This is a genomic window from Paraniabella ginsengisoli (assembly GCF_022513635.1).
GTDB lineage: Bacteria > Bacteroidota > Bacteroidia > Chitinophagales > Chitinophagaceae > Niabella > Niabella ginsengisoli.
Genome location: NZ_JAKWBL010000001.1, coordinates 1166424 through 1189024, shown reverse-complemented (window position 1 = coordinate 1189024; position 22601 = coordinate 1166424). Strand labels below are relative to the sequence as shown.

General features: G+C 37.6%; 25 protein-coding genes. 10 read left to right on the top strand and 15 right to left on the bottom strand.

Annotated features, from left to right (window positions below):
• Nucleotide 1 precedes the first annotated feature (1 nt).
• Together bamJ and MKP09_RS06640 are read right to left on the bottom strand one after the other, a co-directional pair.
• The gene (bamJ, locus tag MKP09_RS06645; RefSeq protein ID WP_240826985.1) at nt 2-406 is read right to left on the bottom strand and encodes a BamJ family beta-barrel-assembly machinery protein; all 405 of its coding nucleotides are present in this window, start codon (nt 404-406) and stop codon (nt 2-4) included.
• A 78-nt stretch (nt 407-484) separates the two neighbouring features.
• On the bottom strand, nt 485-1234 hold the full coding sequence (locus tag MKP09_RS06640; RefSeq protein WP_240826984.1) for an ABC transporter ATP-binding protein: 750 nt from the start codon (nt 1232-1234) through the stop codon (nt 485-487).
• 327 nt (nt 1235-1561) lie between these two features.
• Here MKP09_RS06640 and MKP09_RS25550 point away from each other — a divergent pair, with 327 nt between their 5' ends.
• Both MKP09_RS25550 and MKP09_RS25545 read left to right on the top strand, forming a co-directional pair.
• Entirely contained in the window at nt 1562-2083 is a 522-nt protein-coding gene (locus MKP09_RS25550; protein WP_262915136.1) for an amino acid kinase family protein, read from the top strand.
• Nucleotides 2047-2826: an amino acid kinase family protein gene (locus MKP09_RS25545; protein WP_262915269.1), complete on the top strand. Its 780-nt coding sequence runs from the start codon at nt 2047-2049 to the stop codon at nt 2824-2826. Before MKP09_RS25550 ends, MKP09_RS25545 begins: the two co-directional genes overlap by 37 nt.
• A 2-nt stretch (nt 2827-2828) precedes the next feature.
• Here MKP09_RS25545 and MKP09_RS06630 read toward each other — a convergent pair whose 3' ends face one another.
• The 5 genes from MKP09_RS06630 to MKP09_RS06610 all read right to left on the bottom strand — a co-directional run bounded on the left by MKP09_RS06630 (nt 2829) and on the right by MKP09_RS06610 (nt 6326).
• Nucleotides 2829-3425, bottom strand: a complete 597-nt coding sequence (locus tag MKP09_RS06630; RefSeq protein ID WP_240829329.1) for a GLPGLI family protein — start codon at nt 3423-3425, stop codon at nt 2829-2831.
• Nucleotides 3422-3595, bottom strand: coding sequence for a hypothetical protein (locus MKP09_RS06625; protein WP_240826983.1), 174 nt, complete (start codon nt 3593-3595; stop codon nt 3422-3424). The genes MKP09_RS06630 and MKP09_RS06625 overlap by 4 nt, the downstream gene beginning before the upstream one ends.
• A 69-nt stretch (nt 3596-3664) precedes the next feature.
• Nucleotides 3665-4984: an outer membrane beta-barrel protein gene (locus tag MKP09_RS06620; RefSeq protein WP_240826982.1), complete on the bottom strand. Its 1320-nt coding sequence runs from the start codon at nt 4982-4984 to the stop codon at nt 3665-3667.
• Nucleotides 4981-5790, bottom strand: coding sequence for a hypothetical protein (locus MKP09_RS06615; RefSeq protein WP_240826981.1), 810 nt, complete (start codon nt 5788-5790; stop codon nt 4981-4983). Before MKP09_RS06615 ends, MKP09_RS06620 begins: the two co-directional genes overlap by 4 nt.
• Nucleotides 5791-5882: 92 nt before the next feature.
• A complete protein-coding gene (locus MKP09_RS06610) occupies nt 5883-6326 on the bottom strand; it encodes a hypothetical protein (protein ID WP_240826980.1) in 444 nt (147 codons plus the stop codon).
• 284 nt (nt 6327-6610) lie between these two features.
• Here MKP09_RS06610 and glgB point away from each other — a divergent pair, with 284 nt between their 5' ends.
• Entirely contained in the window at nt 6611-8719 is a 2109-nt protein-coding gene (glgB, locus tag MKP09_RS06605) for a 1,4-alpha-glucan branching protein GlgB (RefSeq protein ID WP_240826979.1), read from the top strand.
• Nucleotides 8720-8765: 46 nt separating this feature from the next.
• Here glgB and MKP09_RS06600 read toward each other — a convergent pair whose 3' ends face one another.
• From MKP09_RS06600 to MKP09_RS06580, 5 genes are all read right to left on the bottom strand, one after another.
• Nucleotides 8766-9605: an amidohydrolase family protein gene (locus tag MKP09_RS06600; protein WP_240826978.1), complete on the bottom strand. Its 840-nt coding sequence runs from the start codon at nt 9603-9605 to the stop codon at nt 8766-8768.
• A gap of 72 nt (nt 9606-9677) precedes the next feature.
• Nucleotides 9678-10532 (bottom strand): fumarylacetoacetate hydrolase family protein, encoded by an 855-nt coding sequence (locus MKP09_RS06595; RefSeq protein WP_240826977.1) that lies wholly within the window; start codon nt 10530-10532, stop codon nt 9678-9680.
• 48 nt (nt 10533-10580) lie between these two features.
• Entirely contained in the window at nt 10581-11345 is a 765-nt protein-coding gene (locus tag MKP09_RS06590) for an SDR family NAD(P)-dependent oxidoreductase (protein ID WP_240826976.1), read from the bottom strand.
• Nucleotides 11346-11452: 107 nt separating this feature from the next.
• Nucleotides 11453-12613, bottom strand: coding sequence for a molecular chaperone DnaJ (dnaJ, locus tag MKP09_RS06585; RefSeq protein ID WP_240826975.1), 1161 nt, complete (start codon nt 12611-12613; stop codon nt 11453-11455).
• Nucleotides 12614-12696: 83 nt separating this feature from the next.
• On the bottom strand, nt 12697-13245 hold the full coding sequence (locus tag MKP09_RS06580) for a nucleotide exchange factor GrpE (RefSeq protein WP_240826974.1): 549 nt from the start codon (nt 13243-13245) through the stop codon (nt 12697-12699).
• Between the two features lie 401 nt (nt 13246-13646).
• Here MKP09_RS06580 and MKP09_RS06575 point away from each other — a divergent pair, with 401 nt between their 5' ends.
• From MKP09_RS06575 to MKP09_RS06550, 6 genes are all read left to right on the top strand, one after another.
• The gene (locus MKP09_RS06575) at nt 13647-13994 is read left to right on the top strand and encodes a hypothetical protein (protein ID WP_240826973.1); all 348 of its coding nucleotides are present in this window, start codon (nt 13647-13649) and stop codon (nt 13992-13994) included.
• Nucleotides 13951-15090, top strand: a complete 1140-nt coding sequence (locus tag MKP09_RS06570) for a hypothetical protein (protein ID WP_240826972.1) — start codon at nt 13951-13953, stop codon at nt 15088-15090. Before MKP09_RS06575 ends, MKP09_RS06570 begins: the two co-directional genes overlap by 44 nt.
• 29 nt (nt 15091-15119) lie before the next feature.
• The gene (locus MKP09_RS06565; RefSeq protein ID WP_240826971.1) at nt 15120-15713 is read left to right on the top strand and encodes a hypothetical protein; all 594 of its coding nucleotides are present in this window, start codon (nt 15120-15122) and stop codon (nt 15711-15713) included.
• 600 nt (nt 15714-16313) lie between these two features.
• Nucleotides 16314-16895 carry a hypothetical protein gene (locus tag MKP09_RS06560; protein WP_240826970.1) on the top strand — a complete coding sequence of 194 codons (582 nt, stop codon included), beginning with the start codon at nt 16314-16316 and terminating at the stop codon, nt 16893-16895.
• A complete protein-coding gene (locus MKP09_RS06555) occupies nt 16874-18280 on the top strand; it encodes a hypothetical protein (RefSeq protein WP_240826969.1) in 1407 nt (468 codons plus the stop codon). The genes MKP09_RS06560 and MKP09_RS06555 overlap by 22 nt, the downstream gene beginning before the upstream one ends.
• Before the next feature lie 215 nt (nt 18281-18495).
• A complete protein-coding gene (locus MKP09_RS06550) occupies nt 18496-18891 on the top strand; it encodes a hypothetical protein (protein ID WP_240826968.1) in 396 nt (131 codons plus the stop codon).
• On the opposite strand, the gene MKP09_RS06545 is transcribed toward MKP09_RS06550, so the two are convergent.
• The 3 genes from MKP09_RS06545 to MKP09_RS06535 form a co-directional block, all read right to left on the bottom strand.
• Nucleotides 18888-19583: an SIR2 family NAD-dependent protein deacylase gene (locus tag MKP09_RS06545; RefSeq protein ID WP_240826967.1), complete on the bottom strand. Its 696-nt coding sequence runs from the start codon at nt 19581-19583 to the stop codon at nt 18888-18890. The genes MKP09_RS06550 and MKP09_RS06545 overlap by 4 nt on opposite strands.
• A 9-nt stretch (nt 19584-19592) precedes the next feature.
• A complete protein-coding gene (locus tag MKP09_RS06540) occupies nt 19593-20480 on the bottom strand; it encodes a DUF4349 domain-containing protein (protein WP_240826966.1) in 888 nt (295 codons plus the stop codon).
• 384 nt (nt 20481-20864) lie between these two features.
• The gene (locus MKP09_RS06535) at nt 20865-21227 is read right to left on the bottom strand and encodes an EVE domain-containing protein (RefSeq protein ID WP_240826965.1); all 363 of its coding nucleotides are present in this window, start codon (nt 21225-21227) and stop codon (nt 20865-20867) included.
• Between the two features lie 185 nt (nt 21228-21412).
• On the opposite strand from MKP09_RS06535, the gene MKP09_RS06530 reads away from it, so the two are divergent.
• On the top strand, nt 21413-22507 hold the full coding sequence (locus MKP09_RS06530) for an NAD(P)/FAD-dependent oxidoreductase (protein WP_240826964.1): 1095 nt from the start codon (nt 21413-21415) through the stop codon (nt 22505-22507).
• The last annotated feature ends 94 nt before the right edge of the window (nt 22508-22601 follow it).

Here is a 22601-nt window from a genome sequence, read left to right as displayed (position 1 = left end):
GTTAACGGTTTACTTTCAGCAATTCTACTTCAAACAACAATGTTGCACCTCCCGGAATATCGCCACCCGCTCCCCTGTCGCCATAAGCCAGATCTGATGGTATCCAAAGTCTCCAATGGCTTCCCTCTTTCATCAACGGTATGGCTATTTGCCAACCTTGTATCAATTGTGTGAGGCGCGCAGTAAATGGTTGGTTTCTTTTAAATGAGCTGTCAAATTCTTTACCATCTAATAAAGCACCTTTATAATGCGCTGTAATTGAATCAGCCAATACGGGCTGAGTACCAGTGCCCTCTTTTATTACCTCATACTGTATGCCGCCTTCTAACTCTTTTACACCTTCTTTACTTTTATTGGCTTCCAAAAATATCGCGGCCTGATTGTTTTTGTTTTTCGATTTTTTCATTCATAGCTGAACGTAATTTGTGTTGTAAATTCAAATCCATATTAATATTTTTTATTGATTATAATTATTCAAAAATGATTAGTCATCCCGTAAAGTTTTTCCTGTAAGTTGTATAAAAACATCTTCCAGGTTTGCTTTCTTTACTTCCCTTGGCCTTTCAAAGCCAGAAGCCACCAAATGATCAATCAAGTTATCCGGCGTGTCTAAAGCTACAATTTTGCCCGAATCGATAATCGCGATCCTGTCGCATAGATATTCGGCTTCATCCATATAATGTGTTGTAATAATAACAGTTGTTCCCTGCGATTTAATTTCCTTTATCAACTCCCACAAATTACGCCTGGCCTGCGGATCGAGGCCAGTTGTTGGTTCATCCAAAAAAATAACTTTGGGCTTGTTAATAAGTGTTGTTGCTACAGAAAACCTTTGCTTCTGTCCACCACTCAATTCCTTAAATTTGGCTTTTGCCTTTTCCTCTAAATTTACCGAACGCAGCAACTCCATTCCGTCCACATCCTGATTGTACAATCCGCCAAACAGATCGATTAATTGCAACAGATTTAAACCGGGATAATAACTGCTGGCCTGTAACTGAACACCAATAAGACTTTTGATGGTATTTGGTTTTTTATCTAAATCGTATCCGGCTACTTCAATTTTTCCGCTGGTTTTTTTGCGAAGCGTTTCAATAATTTCCAGCGTGGTGGATTTGCCCGCTCCGTTTGGGCCCAGCAATCCGAAGATTTCATTTTCATACACCTCAAAGGAAATGCCTTTTACAGCATTAAAATTACCATAATTCTTCACCAGGTCGTTTACAGAAATCATCACATTTTCCATGCGATAAAACTACAATATAGTTGTGATATGTGGGGAGTTGAAAGTTTAAATATTGATAATTACTAAATCGGCAATGGACATTTGTCGTTTAAATAGGATGCCATTTGCACATCAGTAAAAGTGAGTGACACAAGATCGACGATCTATATTCTACAGCTGATTCAAAAAAATATATTGGAGCAAGAAGGCTACAGCACAGAATCTAAAGAGACGGCGCTTAGTATAGCAGGAATATTGCCTTTCAACTTATAAACTTTTCAACATTCTAACTTTCCATTCAACCAAACCACGACATTTGCAATTCAAAAAATATAAATGGTGAAGGTTTTTAAATTTGGTGGAGCGTCGGTTAATAGCGTGGAGCGTATCAAGAATGTGGCTGATATTTTGCAATCTTATAAAGGCAAACCATTGTTGATTGTTATTTCTGCAATGGGAAAAACCACCAATGCGCTGGAGAAAGTGGCCGAGGCGTTCTATGCGAAAAAGCAAGATGAGGCGCTACAATTTTTTGACCAGATAAAGCAGCAGCATTTAACCACAGCTAAATATTTACTAGTAACCAATTACCTTGCCTGCGAAGCACAACTAAAAGATTTTTTTACCGAAGTAGAATGGTTATTACATGACAACCCAGTTAGGGAATATGATTATTATTATGATCAGATTGTTTGTGCAGGTGAATTATTATCGACCGCCATTGTAAGCCATTATTTAAATGAAGTAAATATTACGAATGAATGGATCGATGTACGTGACATTATCAGGACTGATGATAATTTCAGAGACGCCAATATTGACTGGGATTTTACTCAAAAAAAGTCGACGAAGTCATAAAGCCCATATTAGAAGCGGGTTCCATAGTACTAACACAAGGTTTTATTGGCGCCACTGATGAAAATGAAAGTACAACGTTGGGGCGTGAAGGAAGCGATTATAGTGCTGCGGTATTTTCGAATATGCTGGATGCTGAAAGCCAAACCATATGGAAAGATGTGGAAAGCGTTATGAATGCCGATCCTAAAGAAATTGAAGATGCTAAGCCAATTGCAGAACTTAACTATACCGAAGTTATTGAAATGGCTTATTACGGTGCGCAAGTTATTCATCCAAAAACTATAAAGCCGCTGCAAAACAAAAGTATTCCATTGTATGTAAAATGCTTTCTGAATGCAGATTTACCAGGAACACATATACATAATAATGTCGTCAAAAACCTACCACCAATTATCGTAATTAAAAGAAATCAGGTAATGATTGAGTTAAAATCAAAAGACTTTTCTTTTATTGGCGAACATAATACAGAAATGCTTTACGAGCTTTTTGAAAAACTATTTATTACGCCAACGCTTACGCAAAACGGTGCTATCAACATCATTTACGCTTTCGATTATAAAGAAGAGAAGATCAATCAGTTTGCTGCCGAAGCTGCTCAAAACTTTAATGTGCAGGTTACGCCAGGCTTAACCCTTTTAACCATTCGGCATTATGATGAAACTTCGATAAAACAATATGCGGAAGGCAAAGCATTTTTAGTACGTCAACAAACCGTGCATAATATGCGGTTGCTATATAAATAGGTCTATAGAAAGGTTTGCCATATCATAGGGCTAATATATCTTGTTGCATTTTTATACTCTTTAGCACGCGATTTACCGAACTCTGTCAATATCTGTAGCAGCTCTGCTTCATTTTTCTTTTTACCTTTTGTGGGTTCCTTAATCGGTTGTTCATCAAGCGAAACAGAGGTAGCGATCCAACTTGTATATAGGCGAGGAATCGTTACGCCGAGAATCATCCCAGGCAATCCGTTTAAGCTCATTGGGCCGCCGCTTATGGTTATTTCGTCAGTATAATATGCAAATACATATACGCTATCATATAAAACTGTGCTGGCTCTTCTACAATTAAAACCAGCAATTATAGTATTATCATTTGGATATAACTTCCACTGTATATTTTTCAGATCACCTGAAATAATATAATTATCGTCTATTGCTTTCTGATTTACAAATTTTTTATCAGCATAATCATTATACCAAAAATCATCTTCGTTTACAAAACTTAACCACGGAGAAACTTTTTTTGTATCAGCATTTCTATCAAACTGAAAAGTAGATTTATTATTATTGAATTTATACTTATAATAATTAACCGTAAACTGAGGCTGCGAAGCTATAAGCTTCTTAAAAAATCATCCTCATCAAGATCAACACCCCAGCGATACCCAAGATACTTCTGTATATTAGTCTTTACTTCAAATTCAATAACTCCGCCACTTATGAATTTCTGACCTTGCACAAATACTACGGCGCAAAGTGTAAATACTATTAATAAAACTTGCTTCATTCTTTAATTTTTACAACTGTGATGTTATTAGCATAATCTACAAATGATTGATCTAAAAATATTCATACACTATTTTGCAGGCGTAGGAACAGCGCCGTTTTTCGTAATATTCCACACAAACGAAATCAGCCAAAATCTTTGTAGTGTTGTACGATAACTTTCAGTAAACCTAAAGCTATCAAAGTTTCGATTATAACCTCTATTTTGGTTAAGGATATCATATACAGACAACCTGGCTTCGAACTGATTTTTATAAATCTTCTTTGTAAGGAACCCATTCCAGATAGTAAAGTTATTACCAGATGGATATCCAGGTAATTTTTGCGTATAATTTCCATCAACATCCATCCTGATCTCAAATTTTAATGGCAACTGCACATTCCCCCATATATTAAAGCCGCCACTCCAGTATTTAGCATTTGCGATAGTGCTGACAGTACCTTTCGTGTTATTGTAGCTTACATTAGGAAACAGACCAAAGTCGTACTTATCATCCACACTTTTGTAAATGTTAAGTCTAATACTATAACTATTTGTTGTGCTAATATTTTTTAGGCTTTGCCCGGCATTCGAACTGAAATTACTTACAAAATCCACACTCCTATTAAAGTTATAACCGCCTCCAGCGCCTAAGCGCATACCTATGCTTTTGAGTTTAAACCCGTAGTTAATGTTCGAACTGAAATTAGCAACTCCATTAGTATTTACTGTATAATATCGACGAACGCCTTCATTAAACTCACTGAATTGTGTGAACGCATCCTGTGTGAAATTGTACCTGATGTTCGCCCAAATATTCCTTTCCGTCAACATTTTAAACATGTTATAGTACACATTAAAGCTATGATTAAAGGAAGGTTTCAATGAAGGATTACCAACATAAATATTAAGCGGGTCGGTATTTACGGGTATTGGTTGTAACTGATCTAAAGATGGAGCCCGGCCATATCCGTTATAGTAAAAATTCAATGTCTCGCTGGGTTTTATTTTGTAAGTCAAGTTAGCCCTGGGACTATGGTTCACAAAGCTATAATCTCTTGTAATGTCTCTTGTCAGGTCAATTTGCTCGTAACTAGTAAATGCTGCAGAAGTTCCTACAGAGAAGTTTAATTTCTTTTTATTAAATCTAAAATTGACGCCCGGAGCATTACTCATTAAATTAAGTTCATAGTTATTACTTAACGAGTCAATAAGATTATCGTATATGCCAGTTCCGCTATTAGCATACACATTTCTATCGTTGGTGTTATTAGTAAGTCCGAAGGCATAGCTCAATTCAAGATAAACATCTTTCATCAACGGCTCTGTATAAGCAATTCGTGTATTGTAGTTATTCGATAAGTTATCAGACAATGTATTTTGATCTATTATAGCCGTACTATCAATCACTCCATTTTCAAAAAATCCAACTTGGAATATAGCATATCACTTCCAGCAGATTTAGTATAATTAAAGCCGCCATTTATTGAAATAGTACGATACAGTTTTTTAAATTTATGCATCCAAAGAAGGTTCGCATTAATATTGGTATTATCTGCAGCCCTCTCTCCATGCCTGTTATTTGCGTTAATAAATGAGCTGTCAACATTCCTGTTCTCGCTGTAATAATTATAACTCGACTCATTATTATTCTTATTACCACTTGCTGTCAACTTTAAAGTGTTCATAGAATCAAGCTTGGTTTCAAAAATAATGTTACCGCCTTGTTTTAAATTTGAGCTATATGAATTATTATCGTTGTAACTAAGCCAGGTAGAATCCGGCAAAAAGTTTCTAGTATAGGTTTGCGATTGTGTTGGCGCATTTATTTTCGTCACCCTGTAACCGGCATTAATACTTTGCTTGTCCTGGTTAAATTTATTACTATAATGTAAACCTCCATTCCAGTTCGTAGGTATGCCATCGCTAGAATTGTAATCGCCTCCTCCTGAAAAATAAATATTTCCATCATCTGTTGTCTGCACGTCATCCCCTCCACCAAATTTGCTTCTATCATCCCAATCTAAATTAAGCTTACCTGTGTTGCTCATTATGCCGTATGCTGATATTTTTCTTTTAGCTTTAAATGCATTAAACATAATTGCATTATTAAACTTATTTTGATCGCCAGGTTGATTATCATTTTTCAACCCGCCGCCTGCTTCAACCTTTCCAAAATATCCTTTTTTCTTATCCTCTTTCAACACAAGGTTCATCGTTTGTTTACTTTGGCCATCGTCGATACCTGTAAATGCAGCCTGATCGCTTTTCCCTTTATAAACCTGAACATCTTTAACGATATCTGCTCTTAAATTTTTAGTGGCAATTCCCGGGTCACTTCCAAAAACTCTTCTCCATCAACTAAAAACCTTTCCACCTTCTCACCCAAAGCAGTTATTTCTCCATTTCGGTCTACCTGTACGCCAGGCAGCTTTCTCAATAACTCTTCTACATTTGCACCTTCCCTAACCTTAAAACTATCAGCTGTATAAATGGTGGTATCTCCTTTTATCCTTATGGGTGCACCTGTTTTCACGATCACCTCGTCCATCAACTTAGCCTTCGATATCATATTAATAAAGCCCATGTTGATGGGCTTTCCGGGTTGCATGTTAAACTTTTCGCTAAAATCAGCAAAGTAGGGATGCGTTACTAAAAGTATATAACTTCCTGTGTCAGCAACGGTAAATTCAAAGTCTCCATTTGAACCAGCGCGGGCAAAATCTATCAACACAGAATCCTTACTGTTCATTAGCGCTATCACTGTGTTTTGTAAACTTCTTTGGTCAGCAGAATCTATTAAAGCACCTTTTATACTTGTGGTTTGGGCAAAGGTTGTTGAACAAAGGCAGCTTAGGAGAGCAATTGTTAAATAAAATCTCATAGTTTGTTTCGATAGTTATAAGCAATTAAGATGCATAAAAGACAAAAATGCATAAACTTAGCGCTAAAAAAATTCAAGTTACTCAAACTTTTGTTAAAATACGATAAAACCAAATATCTACGAACATAACGTAAATATCTACTTTTCTTATTTTGATAGCCAAAAATAAAAATCCCCGTTCGGTTAAGTTAGATAGTTCCGGTAAACAACATGTTTTTACCGGTGAAGCGACCTGTTTAAAACGTGAAAGATTTTATGACTATCATAATTATCGTAAATTGCTTCAAACATTATACATGCCAGCCAACATTAAAATCTTTCAGGAAAAATTTGAGAAAGATAATTTTATAGATACATCAAAACCAGTTTGGAATTATTCTATTTTAACTGAGGAAGATATTGCGAATTTTCAGACAGGTACCAATTATACACTTTATGAGAAGTTTGGATCGCATTTATTACAGGTGAACGGCGTTTGGGGCATGTATTTTTGTGTATGGGCGCCCAGTGCTAAGTTTGTTCTTGTCACAGGCAATTTTAATGATTGGAACAAGCTCTCGCATCCGCTTACAGCCCGATGGGATAATAGCGGTATTTGGGAAGGTTTTATTCCCGGATTTAATTATGGCGAAGTGTATAAATATCATATTGTGGGGCCTAATAACAAAGTGATGGACAAAGGTGACCCCTTTGCTAATTTTTGGGAAGTGAAACCGCTTACCGCATCCATCACATGGGATTTGCACTACGATTGGAATGATAATGACTGGATGCAGAAAAGAGAAAAGCATAACTCGTTAAGTGCGCCCTGGAGTGTATATGAAGTGCATTTGGCAAGCTGGTTAAGACCTGACGCAAACGACGAGCACAAATATCTTACTTATGATGAAATACGTGAAAAACTGGTTCCTTATGTAAAGGAAATGGGGTTTACACATGTTGAATTTATGCCAGTTGCTGAGCATCCTTTTGATGGAAGCTGGGGTTACCAGATAACTGGCTATTATGCACCAACTTCCCGATTTGGAGATCCGCAAGGTCTGATGCGGCTGATAGATGCTTTTCACGAGGAAGGAATTGGTGTTCTTTTAGATTGGGTGCCTTCGCATTTTCCTTATGATGCGCACGGGCTATTCATGTTTGATGGCAATCACACTTATGAATATGGCGATATGCGCAAGGGCTTTCATCCAGACTGGAACAGTTATATTTTTAATTATAAAAGAGGTGAAGTAAAATCTTTTTTAATAAGTAATGCGCGGTTTTGGTTCGACTATTTTCATATTGACGGCATAAGAGTAGATGCAGTGAGTTCTATGTTAAAACTGAATTATTCGCGAAAAGAAGGTGAATGGGAACCTAACGAACATGGCGGCGATGGAAACCTGGAGGCAATTGAGTTTATAAAAAATTTAAACGAAATGGTCTATCGTGATTTCAATGGCGTACAAACTATTGCTGAAGAAGCGACTGACTGGCCGGGCGTTTCAAGGCCTACATTTGGCGGCGGGCTCGGCTTTGGTATGAAATGGATGATGGGTTGGATGCACGATTCGCTTGATTATTTCAAGCTCGATCCGATACACCGCACCAATCATCAAAACCAGTTCACTTTTAGCATGATGTATTATTATGACGAAAACTTCATGCTGCCAATCAGCCATGATGAAGTGGTGCATGGTAAAAGCCCGCTACTTTATAAAATGCCTGGCGACCTTTGGCAAAAATTTGCAAACCTGCGATTATTCTTTACATATATGTGGACACATCCTGGTGGCAAACTGTTATTTATGGGTAGCGAATTTGGACAAACGACCGAGTGGAATTATAAGTCGCAATTAGACTGGCATTTGCTGGAATATGATAGCCACAAAGGCGCACAGGCTTGCCTTAAAACCCTGAATAAAACGTTGAAAGATGAACCTGCTTTACATGTAAAACAATTTAGCCAGGATGGGTTTGAATGGATCGATTTAAACCATCGTAACGAAAGTGTGATGGTATATAAAAGAAACGGATCGCAACCTGAAGACGATGTATTAATTATTTTAAATGCAACGCCAGAACCACGCTACAACTGGGTTATAGAAAGCTACGGCAAAGAATATACACAGGAAATCTTCAACTCTGACATTAAGGAATTTGGCGGCACCGGCGATTTTTTCAATAAAGAAATACGCAGCGAATGTTTGGAAGATGATAATAAAAAATACCGCATCACTATTAATCTTCCGCCCTTGGGCGCTTTGATATTGAAGTAGCAGCTATTAATCAAAATAATTCAGAGTTTGTCAATACTTGGAAATGTTATGTAGTTAATTTATAAAACTTTATTGCATTACCTCCATAAAAAGCATTCTTTTCCGTTTCAGAAAAGGTGGCGAAGTAATGATCAACTATTGATTTCATTTTTTTGTAAGAAGCTGCCACCAGGCATACCGGCCAATCGCTGCCGTACATGATACGTTTGGTTCCAAATGCTTCAACAACTGTATCCAGGTATGGCGTAAAATCTGCAGGCTTCCACTTTTTCCAATCGGCTTCGGTTACCATGCCGCTTATCTTGCAAGATACATTCGGTAATGTAGCAATAGCCTGTATATCCTGCTTCCAGCCATCGATCTTGCCATCTTTAATATAAGGTTTAGCTATATGATCGATTACAAATTTTTGATTAGGGAATGCCTCTACTAGTTGTTTAGCATATTTCAACTGATCAGGGAAAATAAGAATATCGTAAGTGAATTTATATTTTTCTAAAAGGCTGATACCTTTCATGAAGTTTTTCTTTAGCATCAATGCCCGGTCTTTCTCACCTTGTAAAACATGGCGAAAGCCCTTCATCTTTTTATAATAACTGTAGTGCGATAATTTATCTTCAATGTTTTTTGCACGCAGATCAACCCAGCCAACAACGCCTTTTACAAAATCATGCTGCATGGCATTGGTAAGCTGAAAAAGATTTTCAGTTTCGGTTTGATCGCTTTGTACAACCACACAACCGTCGATGCCATTATCATCCAAAACAGGTTTCAGATTTTTGGGTAAGAAATCTCTTTGAATGACTTTCATCGAATCATCGATCCAGCTGTCTCTTACGGGATCGAATACCCAAAAATGTTGGTGTGCGTCTATTGTTTGAACCATAATCAAGTTGTTAGTTGACAGTTGACCGATGACAGACTGTGAACAAACAACTGTCATCCGTCAACTCACTTCCTACTTACTCCACGCAACGCAGGTTTGTGAAGACGTTCCTAATCCATCAATACCCAATTCAATTACATCGCCGGGTTTGAGATAAACCGAAGGACTAAAACCCATACCAACTCCCGCCGGAGTACCTGTAGATATTACATCTCCGGGCAATAGCGTCATAAACTGGCTTACGTAAGAGATGACATAAGGCAATTTAAAAATGAAGTTTGCCGTTGTTCCATCCTGCATGGTTTGTCCGTTTACTTTTAACCACAAACGCAGGTTATCTGGATCAGCAATTTCGTCTTTAGTAGCCAGGAATGGGCCTAGCGGCGCAAAAGTATCGCAACCTTTTCCTTTATCCCAAGTGCCTGCACGCTCTAACTGAAACTCGCGTTCACTAACATCGTTGTGCAATACATATCCGGCTACATAATCCATTGCTTCAGCTTCTTCAACATAGCTGGCTTTTTTACCGATAACTATAGCAAGCTCAACTTCCCAATCGGTTTTAACAGAATTTCTTGGTATAATAACATTATCGTTTGGGCCGCAAAGCGAAGTGCTCGACTTCATAAAAATAACCGGCTCTGGTGGAACAGCAGCTCCTGTTTCTTTAGCATGATCGGCATAGTTTAACCCTATACAAAGTATTTTGGAAGGACGCGCGACCGGGCTATCTAATCTTTCATTATCGTTAACTTTTGGTAGCGTGTCTTTATTATCTCTTACAAATTTTTCAAGACGGGCAAGTCCATCTGTTTCGAAAAATTTTTCGTTGTAATCTTCGCCGAAGGCAGACGTATCATATTTTACGTCGTCAATAATAACGCCTGTTCCTGTTTCGCCAACCTGCCCGAATCTGATCAATTTCATATTTCTAATTTATTATTTGAAATTTTATATTTAATATTCCTTATGGTCTCAATTATTTAGTTTTATAAATCCGCCGTCGATCGGGTAATCGCAACCGGTAATAAACGAAGCTTCATCACTACACAAATATAAAATCAGCGCAGCAATTTCATCCGGCTTCGCCATACGACCGATGGGTTGCGTTTGTGATAGTTTTTCAAACATTTCAGCTTCCTTGCCTGGATAATTTTTTGCAAGGAATCCATCAACAAACGGAGTATGCACACGCGCTGGAGAAATGCAATTACAACGAATATTATCTTTTATGTAATCTTTCGCAGTAGATAACGTCATGGCTAAAACAGCACCTTTGCTCATGCTATATGCAAACCTGTCCGGGATGCCTACGCTTGAGGCAATTGAAGCCAGGTTTAAAACAACCCCTCCTCCATTTTGCTTCATTAGTGGAATAGCGGCGTAAAGGCAATTGTAAACACCTTTTACATTTACGTTATACACTTTGTCAAAATCCGACTCAGAGGTAGTTTCTAATTTGCCGATATGCGAAACACCTGCACTGTTCACCAATACATCAACAGCACCTGCTTCTTTAAAAGCATCAATTACTTCTTTCTGATCCGCTACATTTACAACTACTGCACTAGCTTTTCCACCAGCAGCAATTATTTCTTCAACTGTTTTATCAGCAGCTTCTTTATTGAGGTCGGTAACAAATACCTGTGCTCCTGATTTACCAAACAACAGGGAGACCGCTTTACCGATGCCGCTTCCGCCTCCGGTTACAATCGCTTTTTTATTATTTAACTGAAACATTTAAAGTTTTTTAAAGAAATGGCAAGATACTAAAATGGAGTAAAAACATATCAACAAAAAAAGCTGCTGCAAATATGCAACAGCTTTAACTAATTTGTATCAGCGGCTTAATTAAACAAATCTTTGATCTTATCAAAAAAACCTTTTTCTGACTTTTCGGGTTGAGGCTTCATATTAGGAGAATCAGAAAGCTTTTCCAAAGAAGCTTTTTCTTCATCACTCAAATTTTGAGGGGTCCAAACACTTACGTGAATAAGCTGATCGCCCTTTTCGTAGCTGGAGTGAACGTTAGGAAAACCTTTTCCTTTGAGCCTGAAAATTTTTCCACTTTGCGTTCCTTGCGGAATTTTTATTTTAGCCCTGCCATCAATAGTTGGAACTTCTGCGTTGATACCAAATACAGCATCAGTAAAAGATATGTGTAGGTCGAAAACCACATTTAAACCTTCGCGTTGCAGTTCAGGATGTGTATCTTCTTCTATCAATACAATCAGATCGCCTGGAGCTCCGCCGCGCTCACCTGCATTCCCCCTGCCTCCAACACTTAGCTGCATACCTGCTTGCACACCTGCGGGAACGTCAATCGAAATGGTTTCCTCTCCATAAATTCTTCCGCTGCCTTTACAATTAGAACATTTAGCTGTAATAGTACTGCCTTCTCCATTACATTCAGGACAAGTTGTAACGGTCTGCATTTGTCCTAAAAATGTATTCTGAACTTTCCTCACTTGTCCGCTTCCCTGGCAAGTGCGGCAAGTTTCTATACTTCCTTTATCTTTTGCTCCGTTACCACCACATGTGGTACAACCAGTATATTTTTTTACTTTGATGTTTTTAGTAACGCCTTTTGCAATTTCTTCATAAGTAAGTTTAAGTTTTACACGAAGATTACTTCCTCGCACCCCACGCGCTCTTTGTCCACCACCTCTTCCTCTGCCGCCACCGAAAAAGCTGCCAAAAATGTCATCACCAAATACGTCGCCAAATTGGCTAAAAATGTCATCCATGTTCATGCCGCCACCAAATCCACCACGACCCGCACCACTTAAACCAGCGTGACCAAAACGATCATATTGCGACCTTTTGTCTGTATCGCTTAAAACCTCATATGCTTCTGCAGCTTCTTTAAATTTTTCTTCTGCAGACTTATCGCCAGGATTTCGATCCGGGTGATATTGCATTGCCACTTTGCGGTAAGATTTTTTTATCTCTTCAGCCGATGCAGTTTTGGATACGCCTAATATTTCGTAAAAATCTCTTTTTGACATCTATTATAATTTGAAATAAGATCTCTTTAAAAATTTAAAATCAATTAATTAAATAAAGAAATGAACGATTTTAAATTTAAAAACTATTTACCAACAACAACTTTAGCATGACGTATAATCTTGTCATTCAGGTAATAACCCTTAATTACCTCATCAACTATTTTACCTACAAACTCTTCCGAAGGTGCTGGTATCTCGGTGATCGCTTCATGAAGATCGGGATCAAAGTCAGCGCCTTTTGCTTCCATCACTTTCAAACCTTTTGCTTGAAGTAAATTCCTCAATTTATTAAAAACCAAGGAAATGCCTTCTTTCAATTTTTTATCTTCACTAGCTTCTATTTGTGGAGTAGCACGATCTGCATCATCTAATACCTCCAACAACGCCAGCACAATATCCTTATTGGCTATTTGCGAAAACTCTTCTCTTTCCTTTTTAGTTCTTCTTCGGAAATTATCAAACTCTGCAGCAAGCCTAAGATATTTATCCTTGCTTTCATTCAATTCAGTTTCTAATGCATCTAACTGTGTTTCCTCAACAGGATCAGTAAGGTGCTCTGTTCCACTTAAATTTTCATCAGCATTGATATTCAATCCTTCCTGTTCTGTCAACTTATCATTGTTTTGATTCATCCGTATAATTTTTATCTTTTTATTTTGGCGGAGCCATGCTTTCACATTGGATCCTAATTCGTGGCAAAGCTAAGCATGACAAGAATATTGCCAATGAAAAAATGAGGACAAAATGTCGGTTTATCAATAAAATATTTTGGTTAAAAAATAAACTTGTGTGATTTTGTTTAGTCATTTGTTTTATTTTCATGTGTTTGCTTTCATTAACTCATTATAATCTGTATGAAAAAATCCTGCTGCTGCTTTTATTTGGAATAACTGTATGTATCACGTCCATAAGTCAGAGCCTCGAAAACAAACTAACCGAATGGGCAAAGACTAATTCCGTAGAAAAAGTATACCTCCACCTTGACCGAGAAAATTACTTTGCAGGCCAAACGATATGGTTCAAAGGATATTTTATGTCGGGACTTGTTCCATCAGCAAAGAATTCCACACTCTATGCAGAGTTGATTAACAATCAGTCAGAAATAGTTTTAAGAGCTGTTTTTCCCGCCAGTCTTGGTGCAACATGGGGACAATTAGAGCTACCCGAATCTATACCTGCTGGTTTTTATCAATTGAGGGCCTATTCTCCGCTGATGCTTAATCAGCCTGGCTTTGTTTTTCATAAACGTATTTCAATTTTTGGCAAGGAAAGCAAGAAAAAGAAAAGGATCCTGCTGAAAATAAAAGCCAGGTATCTTTTTTCCCGAAGGTGGAAATATGATTACAGGCTTGTTGAATATCGTTGCCTTCAAAGCAATTGATAAATATGGGATGCCATTGGATATTGAAGGGGAAATAAAAAGCGATAAGGGAGAAGTTATAACAAATTTTAAAACTTTGCACGACGGGATGGGTACTTTTCCTATCATTCCCCAACCCGGAAGCAATTATTTCGCCACCATTAACGGTTCGGCAGAACAATACCCGCTCCCACAGCAAACTACTAATGGCATCGCTTTTACAGTAAGGAGTACATCCCGCGGTAAACAATTTAAAATTCAGTATAACAATGAAAATGAAACATTCAAACCAGCTTATCTGATTGGGCAAATGGAAAACGAGGTCATATTCACACATGAATTACCTTCAGATAAAAAAGAGATTAGTGGGATAATTCCTACAGCTGATTCTTATTCCGGCATATTACATCTTACTATTTTCAATAAGGATAATATGCCATTAGCCGAGCGACTTACTTTTATTGATAATAAAGAATATTTACTTCCGGCAGAATTTAAGATTGACACATTGAATACGGACCAGCATAAACGCAACAGGTTTTCCATAGCATTGCAAGACACTATCATTGGCAATTTTTCTGTATCAATAACCGATGCAGATTATGATGACGGTGGAATGAGGCCTCAAAATATTTACTCATGGTTTTTGCTTAATAGTGACATCAAAGGCTACGTACATAATCCTGCATACTATTTTAATTCGCCTGCTGATTCTATTAAAAACGCTTTGGATTTAGTAATGATGACCCATGGTTGGACGAGATTTAAATGGTCGGATGTCAGTCAAAATAAATTACCTGCAGCTCAATTTAAGGACCCCGCCTATATTAACCTAAGTGGACTTATTACTATTGAGGGAACAAAAAAACCACTCGTCAACCAGGATATTATTGCATTCAAATCTCCGCTGGATACATCCAGCAAGCAAAGAGGAATACCCCTTATGCTTAAAACCGATTCTGAAGGACGCTTCAAATTAGATTCGCAGGTTTTATATGATAAGTACAAAATTCTTTTCTCTGAAGTAAGAGGTAAAAAAGCAAATTCATACGAGTTAAATTACTCTCCGACTCCATCAGGCGTACATATCCCTTACAACCCATACTTTTTCCGTTAGACAATGCAGCCTTAACCAATAATCAGAAAATGCTGGATGCCCGTGATGAATATATTAAGGCCGAAGGTATCACCCTGGAAAACGTTATAGTAAGAGGGAGACAGAAATCGGAAATTGAGAAACTTGATGAAGAATACGCCAGTGGTTTGTTTTCAGGTGGTATAAACAGCCGTACTTATGATTTGAGAAATGAACTCTTTTCAGGTGATATTTTTCAATATCTACAAGGACGAATAGCCGGTTTGCAAGTATCTGGAACACCAGGCAACTATGTATTATCTTATCGGGGCGGAGCCGGTTTAAGCGGAGGAAATAACGTTACGATTTATTTAGATGAAATGCAAACTGACGCAGATATGGTGAGCTCCGTGTCTGTTAACCAGATCGCAATGATAAAACTACTCCCTAATTCTGTTGCCGTCCCAGGAAATGGCACTGCCCTTGCTATATATACTAAAAGAGGAGCCGACTTTTCCGCTTCTATAGAATCCGCAACAGATATTATTACTTACAATGGATACAATGTTTTGAAAGAGTTTTATAGTCCAAATTATGACCAGCAACCTAATCCGGAAAAAGCGGATAACAGGCTCACATTGAGCTGGCAACCGTCTTTTTTGTAAGTAATGTGAATCCTGAAATACCAATAATTTTTTATAATAACGATAGGACCAAACGCTTTAAGATTGTTGCAGAGGGCATTACCGAAGATGGCCGTATGTTAATGATAGAGAAAATAGTGGAACCAGGTTCTAACTAATTTTATTTATACAATTTGTGCAAACGCGTTGTTAAATGCATCATTAATTTGTTGCAATGAGAAATCATTAGCAGCAAATTTTTCGTAACTTAACAAGGTATCATGAATTTGTATAAAAAATATTATCTCCTCTTTTCTGTTTCATTACATTAAGTGTCTTTTCCCAAACGCCAGATATAAGCCTCAAAAACTGGCACAAGCAAAGTCCCATTGAAAAAGTATACCTACATCTTGACAGGAAAGATTATTTTGCCGGTCAAACGAGTTGGTTTAAGGGATATTTTTTATCAGACTTTTTACCATCTCAACGCAACTCTACCTTATTTGTAGAACTCATTAATAGCAATGGAGGAATAACAGCTAAAAAGTTTTACCTGTATTTAATGGTATTACTTATGGCCAGATAGAACTTCCGGACACTTTAAGCACAGGTACATACAGGTTTAGAGCCTATACGCCATTAATGTTGAACCATGATAAAGATTATCTGTACAGCACCGCTATCAGAGTTTATGGAAGAAATCCCAAAAATAAACAAGAAGCCTCTGTTGCCGAAAAGCGTTTATCCTTTTATCCCGAAGGCGGTACTTTATTGGCAGGCGTTGAAAACAATGTGGCTTTCAAGGCCACCGATAGCAAAGGCTTACCAGAAAATATTACAGCAATCGTAAAAGATGGATCAGGTACAAAAGTTGCTGAATTAAAAAGCTTCCACGACGGTATGGGTGCTTTTAATTTCACTCCAACTGCAGGACAAACCTATACTGTTGATGTTGCAGAACAAACTTTTATCTTACCGCAAGTGGCAACAACAGGTTTAGCTATTAATGTAATAACTGCTCCTGGTTCTGTTAATTTCTCTTTTACTTCAGCAGGAGGTTCAACATTTGAACCGGTTTATTTGATTGGACAAATGCAGAACCTGATATCATTTAAACAGCCCCTAAATACATCTTCCGGAACGATAAATACTAGTGATCTTCATTCAGGTATTTTGCAACTTACTTTTTTAATAAAGACGGAATGCCACTTGCAGAGCGTTTAATATTTATTGACAATAAAGAATATTTTATTGACGCAGCCTTAAATGCACAAACTCTAAATACAAAAGCAAGAGGCAAAAATCACTTATCGATCGATTTTAAAGAAGTCATTGAAGGGAATTTTTCAGTATCTGTTACGGATGATAATTACAACGAACCTGGTTTAAGAAAAGACAATATTTTATCTTCCTTCTTATTAACCAGCGATATACCAGGATATGTTCACAACCCTGCATTTTATTTCACAGAAAACAGCAGCTCTAAAGAAGCGCTGGATTTAGTGATGCTCACAAATGGCTGGCGTCGGTTTAACTGGAAAGATTTAACACAAAAAACAAAACCTCTGTATAAAGATCCAGGCTATATCTCACTTTCAGGACAGGTAAATGTTCGAGGTTCTAAAAAGAACTTTGCCGAAAGAGAGCTTTTGGTATGGGTGGCCACTTCCGATTCGGGACGCGCTTTGGAAATGGTAAAAACAGATGCTGAAGGGCGCTTTAAAATGGATTCGGTAGTTTTCTTTGATAAGGCCAAGGTTTTATTTAGTGACGTAATGGGTGATAAAAGTAAATTCCTTACAGTTAAACTTGATACAGATTCTTTGTATCAAACTTTTGACCTGCCAGCTTTGCAGTTACCTAATGCAGTAAACACAAACACGTCGCTTATCAATAATATGCAAACTGCTTATAGCACCTACAACAGAAGCAGTGGTGTGTTACTGGATAATGTAAATATTGCTGGCCGCCGCCTTACGCTCGAAGAATTGGAAAAGAAATATACGAGCGGTATGTTTACCGGCAATATTAACGCACGCACGATTAATTTAACGGGCCAATTTGTACCACAGATAAATATTTTTGAATGGCTGATTGGCCGCGTTCCCAGTTTACAGGTTCGTCGTAGCAGCCAATTTTTTGACGACTATCGTTTATATTTCAGACAACAACCTGTGCAATTGTTTCTTGATGAAATGCGAATGGATGATGCTAGTTTTATATCTTCCATACCTCCTAATCAAATTGCTTTAATTAAAATATATCCTCAATTTATAGGCGCCCGTGGTAATAATGCCGCCATCGCAATTTATACCAAACGCGGAGATGATCTAAATGAGGAAATGGAAAGCTCTGGCGATATTGTAGATTACGATGGATATAGCATTATCAAAGAGTTTTACAGTCCGGATTATTCAACACCTCCTGATGTTGATTACAGAGATAATCGTCTCACATTAAACTGGCAACCGGAAATGATTGTTGATTCAACAACTCAGAAAATCCCTATCAATTTTTACAATACTGATCGAACCAAGAAGTTTAAAATTATTGCAGAGGGTGTAAGTAAGGATGGTAAACTTTTAATGATTGAAGAAACGGTAGACTAATCATCTGATAATAGTTCAGTTTTCCAATTAAGGTAAAAGACATCCGGGGTTTTAGAAAAATCTCGGATGTCTTTTGTATAGTATCGTTTATATTGGATGCCATTTGCTCCACAGATCAAGTGTGCGACGCAACGAAGCTGAGTTTTGTTCTTCAGCTGGGACAAAAAAATTTATGTAATTCAATTGCTGTTTGCATCATGCTTAAAAATACTGGCATGAAAATCCTTTTTAGCACATTATTGATCAGCTTTGCGATGCTTGCTGCTGCTCAAAATCGCATTCTTCTTAAATCGGAAAAGAAAATTCCAGATCTTATCGATACCACAAATATGTACTCTAGCAAATACGGCAATGTTGCGAGGCTAACCTATGATAATATGCCATGCATTATGCCATACAATAATAGTGTATCCATTCCTAACACCGCGCATGGAAAACGTACGCCTGCTGACATACCGAACGCATGGAAGTGGAAACCGAAGCAACGAAAGTTTGAAGCCGATGGGAATACTCCGAATGTGTTTCCGAAAAAGTATAACCCCAACAACACACCCAATCTATGGAAGAGAGACTCGATGACGCTTCGGATGATTCCGGAAAAGAAACATTAAAGCCCAAACATTTTTTTTAATTGAACCGTTAATTCTTTTATGCCTTCGGTTGCTGGCTTTTCAATTACTGTAAGATTATGCATAGGTTTTAAATAAGGTACTTTTTTGTCAATTACAAATTTGGGATTGTAAAGCGGCACCATGTCTACTAATCCGGCGGCAGGATAAACAACTAACGAAGTCCCTACTACTACAAAAACATCAGCATCCATCGCTATTTCAGCGGCTTTTTCTATCATCGGCACAGCTTCGCCAAACCATACAATATCGGGTCGCAACTGATTTCCATCGGGCGCTGTATCGCCCAATTGTATGTCGCCTTTTATTTCGTAAGATGGAATAAGCAACTTTTCGCTACGCATCTTAAATATTTCGCCATGCAAATGCGCAACTTTTGTAGAACCCGCTCTTTCGTGCAAATCATCAATATTTTGAGTTATAATCTCTACATTGAAATATTTTTCCAACTCAGCCAGTCCTGTGTGAGCCTTATTAGGACTAGCCTCCACCGTTTGTTTACGACGCATATTATAAAAATCAAGCACCAGCGCAGGGTTGCGTTTCCAACCTTCTGGCGATGCTACTTCTGTAACATCATATCCTTCCCAAAGTCCGTCACCATCCCGAAAGGTTTTCAAGCCACTTTCTGCGCTGATGCCAGCACCTGTAAGTACTGCTAATTTTTTCTTCATGCCGTAAACTTATAAATTCCTTTTTATAACTGCCCGATTACGTCTGTATCTTTTTACGATATATAGAAATACGCTCAGCACTAACCACAAAGGCCAAATTGTAAGTAATCCTATAAATATATCTGCAAAGAATTTACCGCCATCCGCAAATGCAGTAATTAGCCGGGTTCCAAATCCGGGCTTGTCGTTATCTGCATTATAACCAGCTAAAGGTTCAAAATATGTAAGATTGATAGTACTATACCGGGCTTCGCCTGAAAGCTGTGCCAGGCGCGATTCTGCAGATTCAATATCCTCTTGTATATCATTAATTTCCTGCTGCACCTTTAATACATCTTCCACTTTATTGCTTTGTTTCAAAAACTCAAGATATTTAGAGCGGGTGGCTTTCCTGGTTTCAAGCCGGGCTTTGGTATCAATTATACCTCCGGTTACATCTTCCGATGTTATATTTCTTTCCAGTTGGTTCGCATCCTCTGTTTTCAATTCATTAACCAGGCTTTCAAATTGCAACACAGGTACTTTAATAGACATAACCGTTTGTCTTTTATAATCTGTAGCATCACTGTTTTCTTTTGAAATATAAGCACCATATTTTTTAACAGCATTTCTTATAAAAGAAGAATAATTATCGTGCTTCTTAACTTCCAATGTAACATTGGCCGTTTTAATAATTTTTTTATCCCAATCAACAGCGACAGGATTTTGCATCTCCTGTGGGGCGGATATATCAGCACCTGTCGTGTCTTCCATTGCGATGGTCGCGACTTCTTCTAATTTTCCAGAAGACGGTTCATTTAATGTGACATCATTTACGACAGCATCTTCGCTCTTGTTTGTAGAACAGGCAATTAGTATCCAGGGCAATATTGCTATTGCAAAAATTAAGCGTCTCATTATGTAGTTTTTTAAATGATTAAATGGAAGCAGCTTCATTAGCAGCAAGCATCTTTATAAACTCCGGATGTTTATGCAACACTTTCAGCTATTTATTTTTTTGTTAGATACTATTTAATACCAATTCCATAAAAATAGTAACCCAAAAAAATTTGTTAATGCATTGTATAATAACAAAGGTTGATAAAGATCACCGCGCGGTAATCCTTATCAACCTTTCAAATTCAATCCGGACGCTACGCATCCGCCTATTTCAGTTTAACTCCTTCAGAGTTTCCCCTTATCACCCTTCAACAATCTTCAACCACATTCAACTTTTCAAATTGTTAACTTAACCCAACTACTCTTCCGCCATCTTCAATACCATTTCCCACTCGTCGGGTTTTACTGATTGCGTGGAAAGCCGACCCAAACGAACCAGATCCATATCGGCCAGTTTTTTTCAGCTTTAATTTGTGCTAGTGTAACAGGGTTTTTGAGTTTTTTATGTGGTGCCACTTCCACTGCCACCCAACGATCATCATCAGTTGTAGGATCCTGAAACGCCTCTTTTACGATTTTAGCAATACCGACGATTTCAGTGCCTTCGTTACTGTGGTAAAAAAATGCAAGATCACCCTTTTTCATAGCACGAAGATTAAGACGAGCTGCATAATTGCGTACGCCATCCCAAACTGTTTTCTTATCCTTTACCAGTTGATCCCAACTATATTTAAAAGGTTCTGATTTAATAAGCCAATATGCCATAATAAATAATAAATATTGAATGAAAAATATTAAATGATAAATTTACTATCATCTGATTATTTTTATTGAAATTTAGTTGTCAGATGGAATTCCGCAGAAAAATTATTATCGTTTGGTTACAACTTACTCGATAATTTTTATGCTTCATTTCATAAAAATAAATATCAATTGCAACAAATTAGCATTTGGGAATCAGAAACATTTTACGCTCCGCAAGATATAATTATTGTTGGAGCTGGTTTCGCGGGCTTATGGACAGCGCTGCATTTAAAAGAAAAATATCCCTCAAAAAAATAACTATAATTGAGCGTAGTGCAACACCCTCCGGCGCTTCAGGCCGAAATGCAGGCTTCGCATGCTTTGGCAGCCTTACTGAAATTCTATCTGATATTGAGACCATTGGCGTTGAAAAAGCAGTACAAATGCTTAATTGGCGATTTGAAGGTTTAAAATTAATTCGTCATTACTTTAACGATATCACCATCGACTATCAAAATACAGGTAGCTATGAGCTATTAACAACCGATGAACCGCTTGGTCAACTAAGCTATGTCAATGGTTTGCTGTATAATATTACCGGAGCAACAGAAACTTTCGTTCAAAAAGATGAACTTATAGAGAACTTTGGCTTTTCGAATATCTCACATTTGCTGGAAAACAGGTTTGAAGGCGCTTTACACCCTGGCAAATTGCTGACAGTCTTGATCCAAAAAGCTATAGCTATAGATATACAAATAATGTTCGGCACAGAATTGAAGAGCTTTGAAGAAACTAAAGCTGAAGTAAAATTATTAACAGCAGACAAACGGACCCTTACCACGCAGCAAATCGTATTTTGCACCAATGCCTTTTCTAAATCATTATTGCCTGATATACCTATTGTACCAGCCCGCGGACAAATATTACTTACGGAACCAATTGCTGAATTAAAGCTGAACGGCGTCTTTCATTTCGATGAGGGTTATTATTATTTCAGAAATTTGAATGGCCGCATTCTGCTTGGTGGTGCGCGTAATACATCAGTAGCCACAGAATACACATTAGATTCAATTACTACATTGCCCATTCAACAGGCATTGGAAGATTTCTTAAATAAGATAATTCTTCCCGGACAAAAACCGGCCATTGACAGCAGATGGGCAGGTATAATGGCAATGGGGCCAGAAAAGATGCCTATTGTTAAAGCGTTATCTGAAAAAACATTTTGTGCAGTAAGGCTTGGAGGAATGGGTGTTGCACTAGCACCAATGATGGGAAAGATGTTATCTGAAATGATATAATTTTTGTACCAGCATACAATATAAAGCATCAAAATTGCGTCGCACACTTCAACAATTATGCTACTATCAACCTATATAAACGAAAAAAAAATCA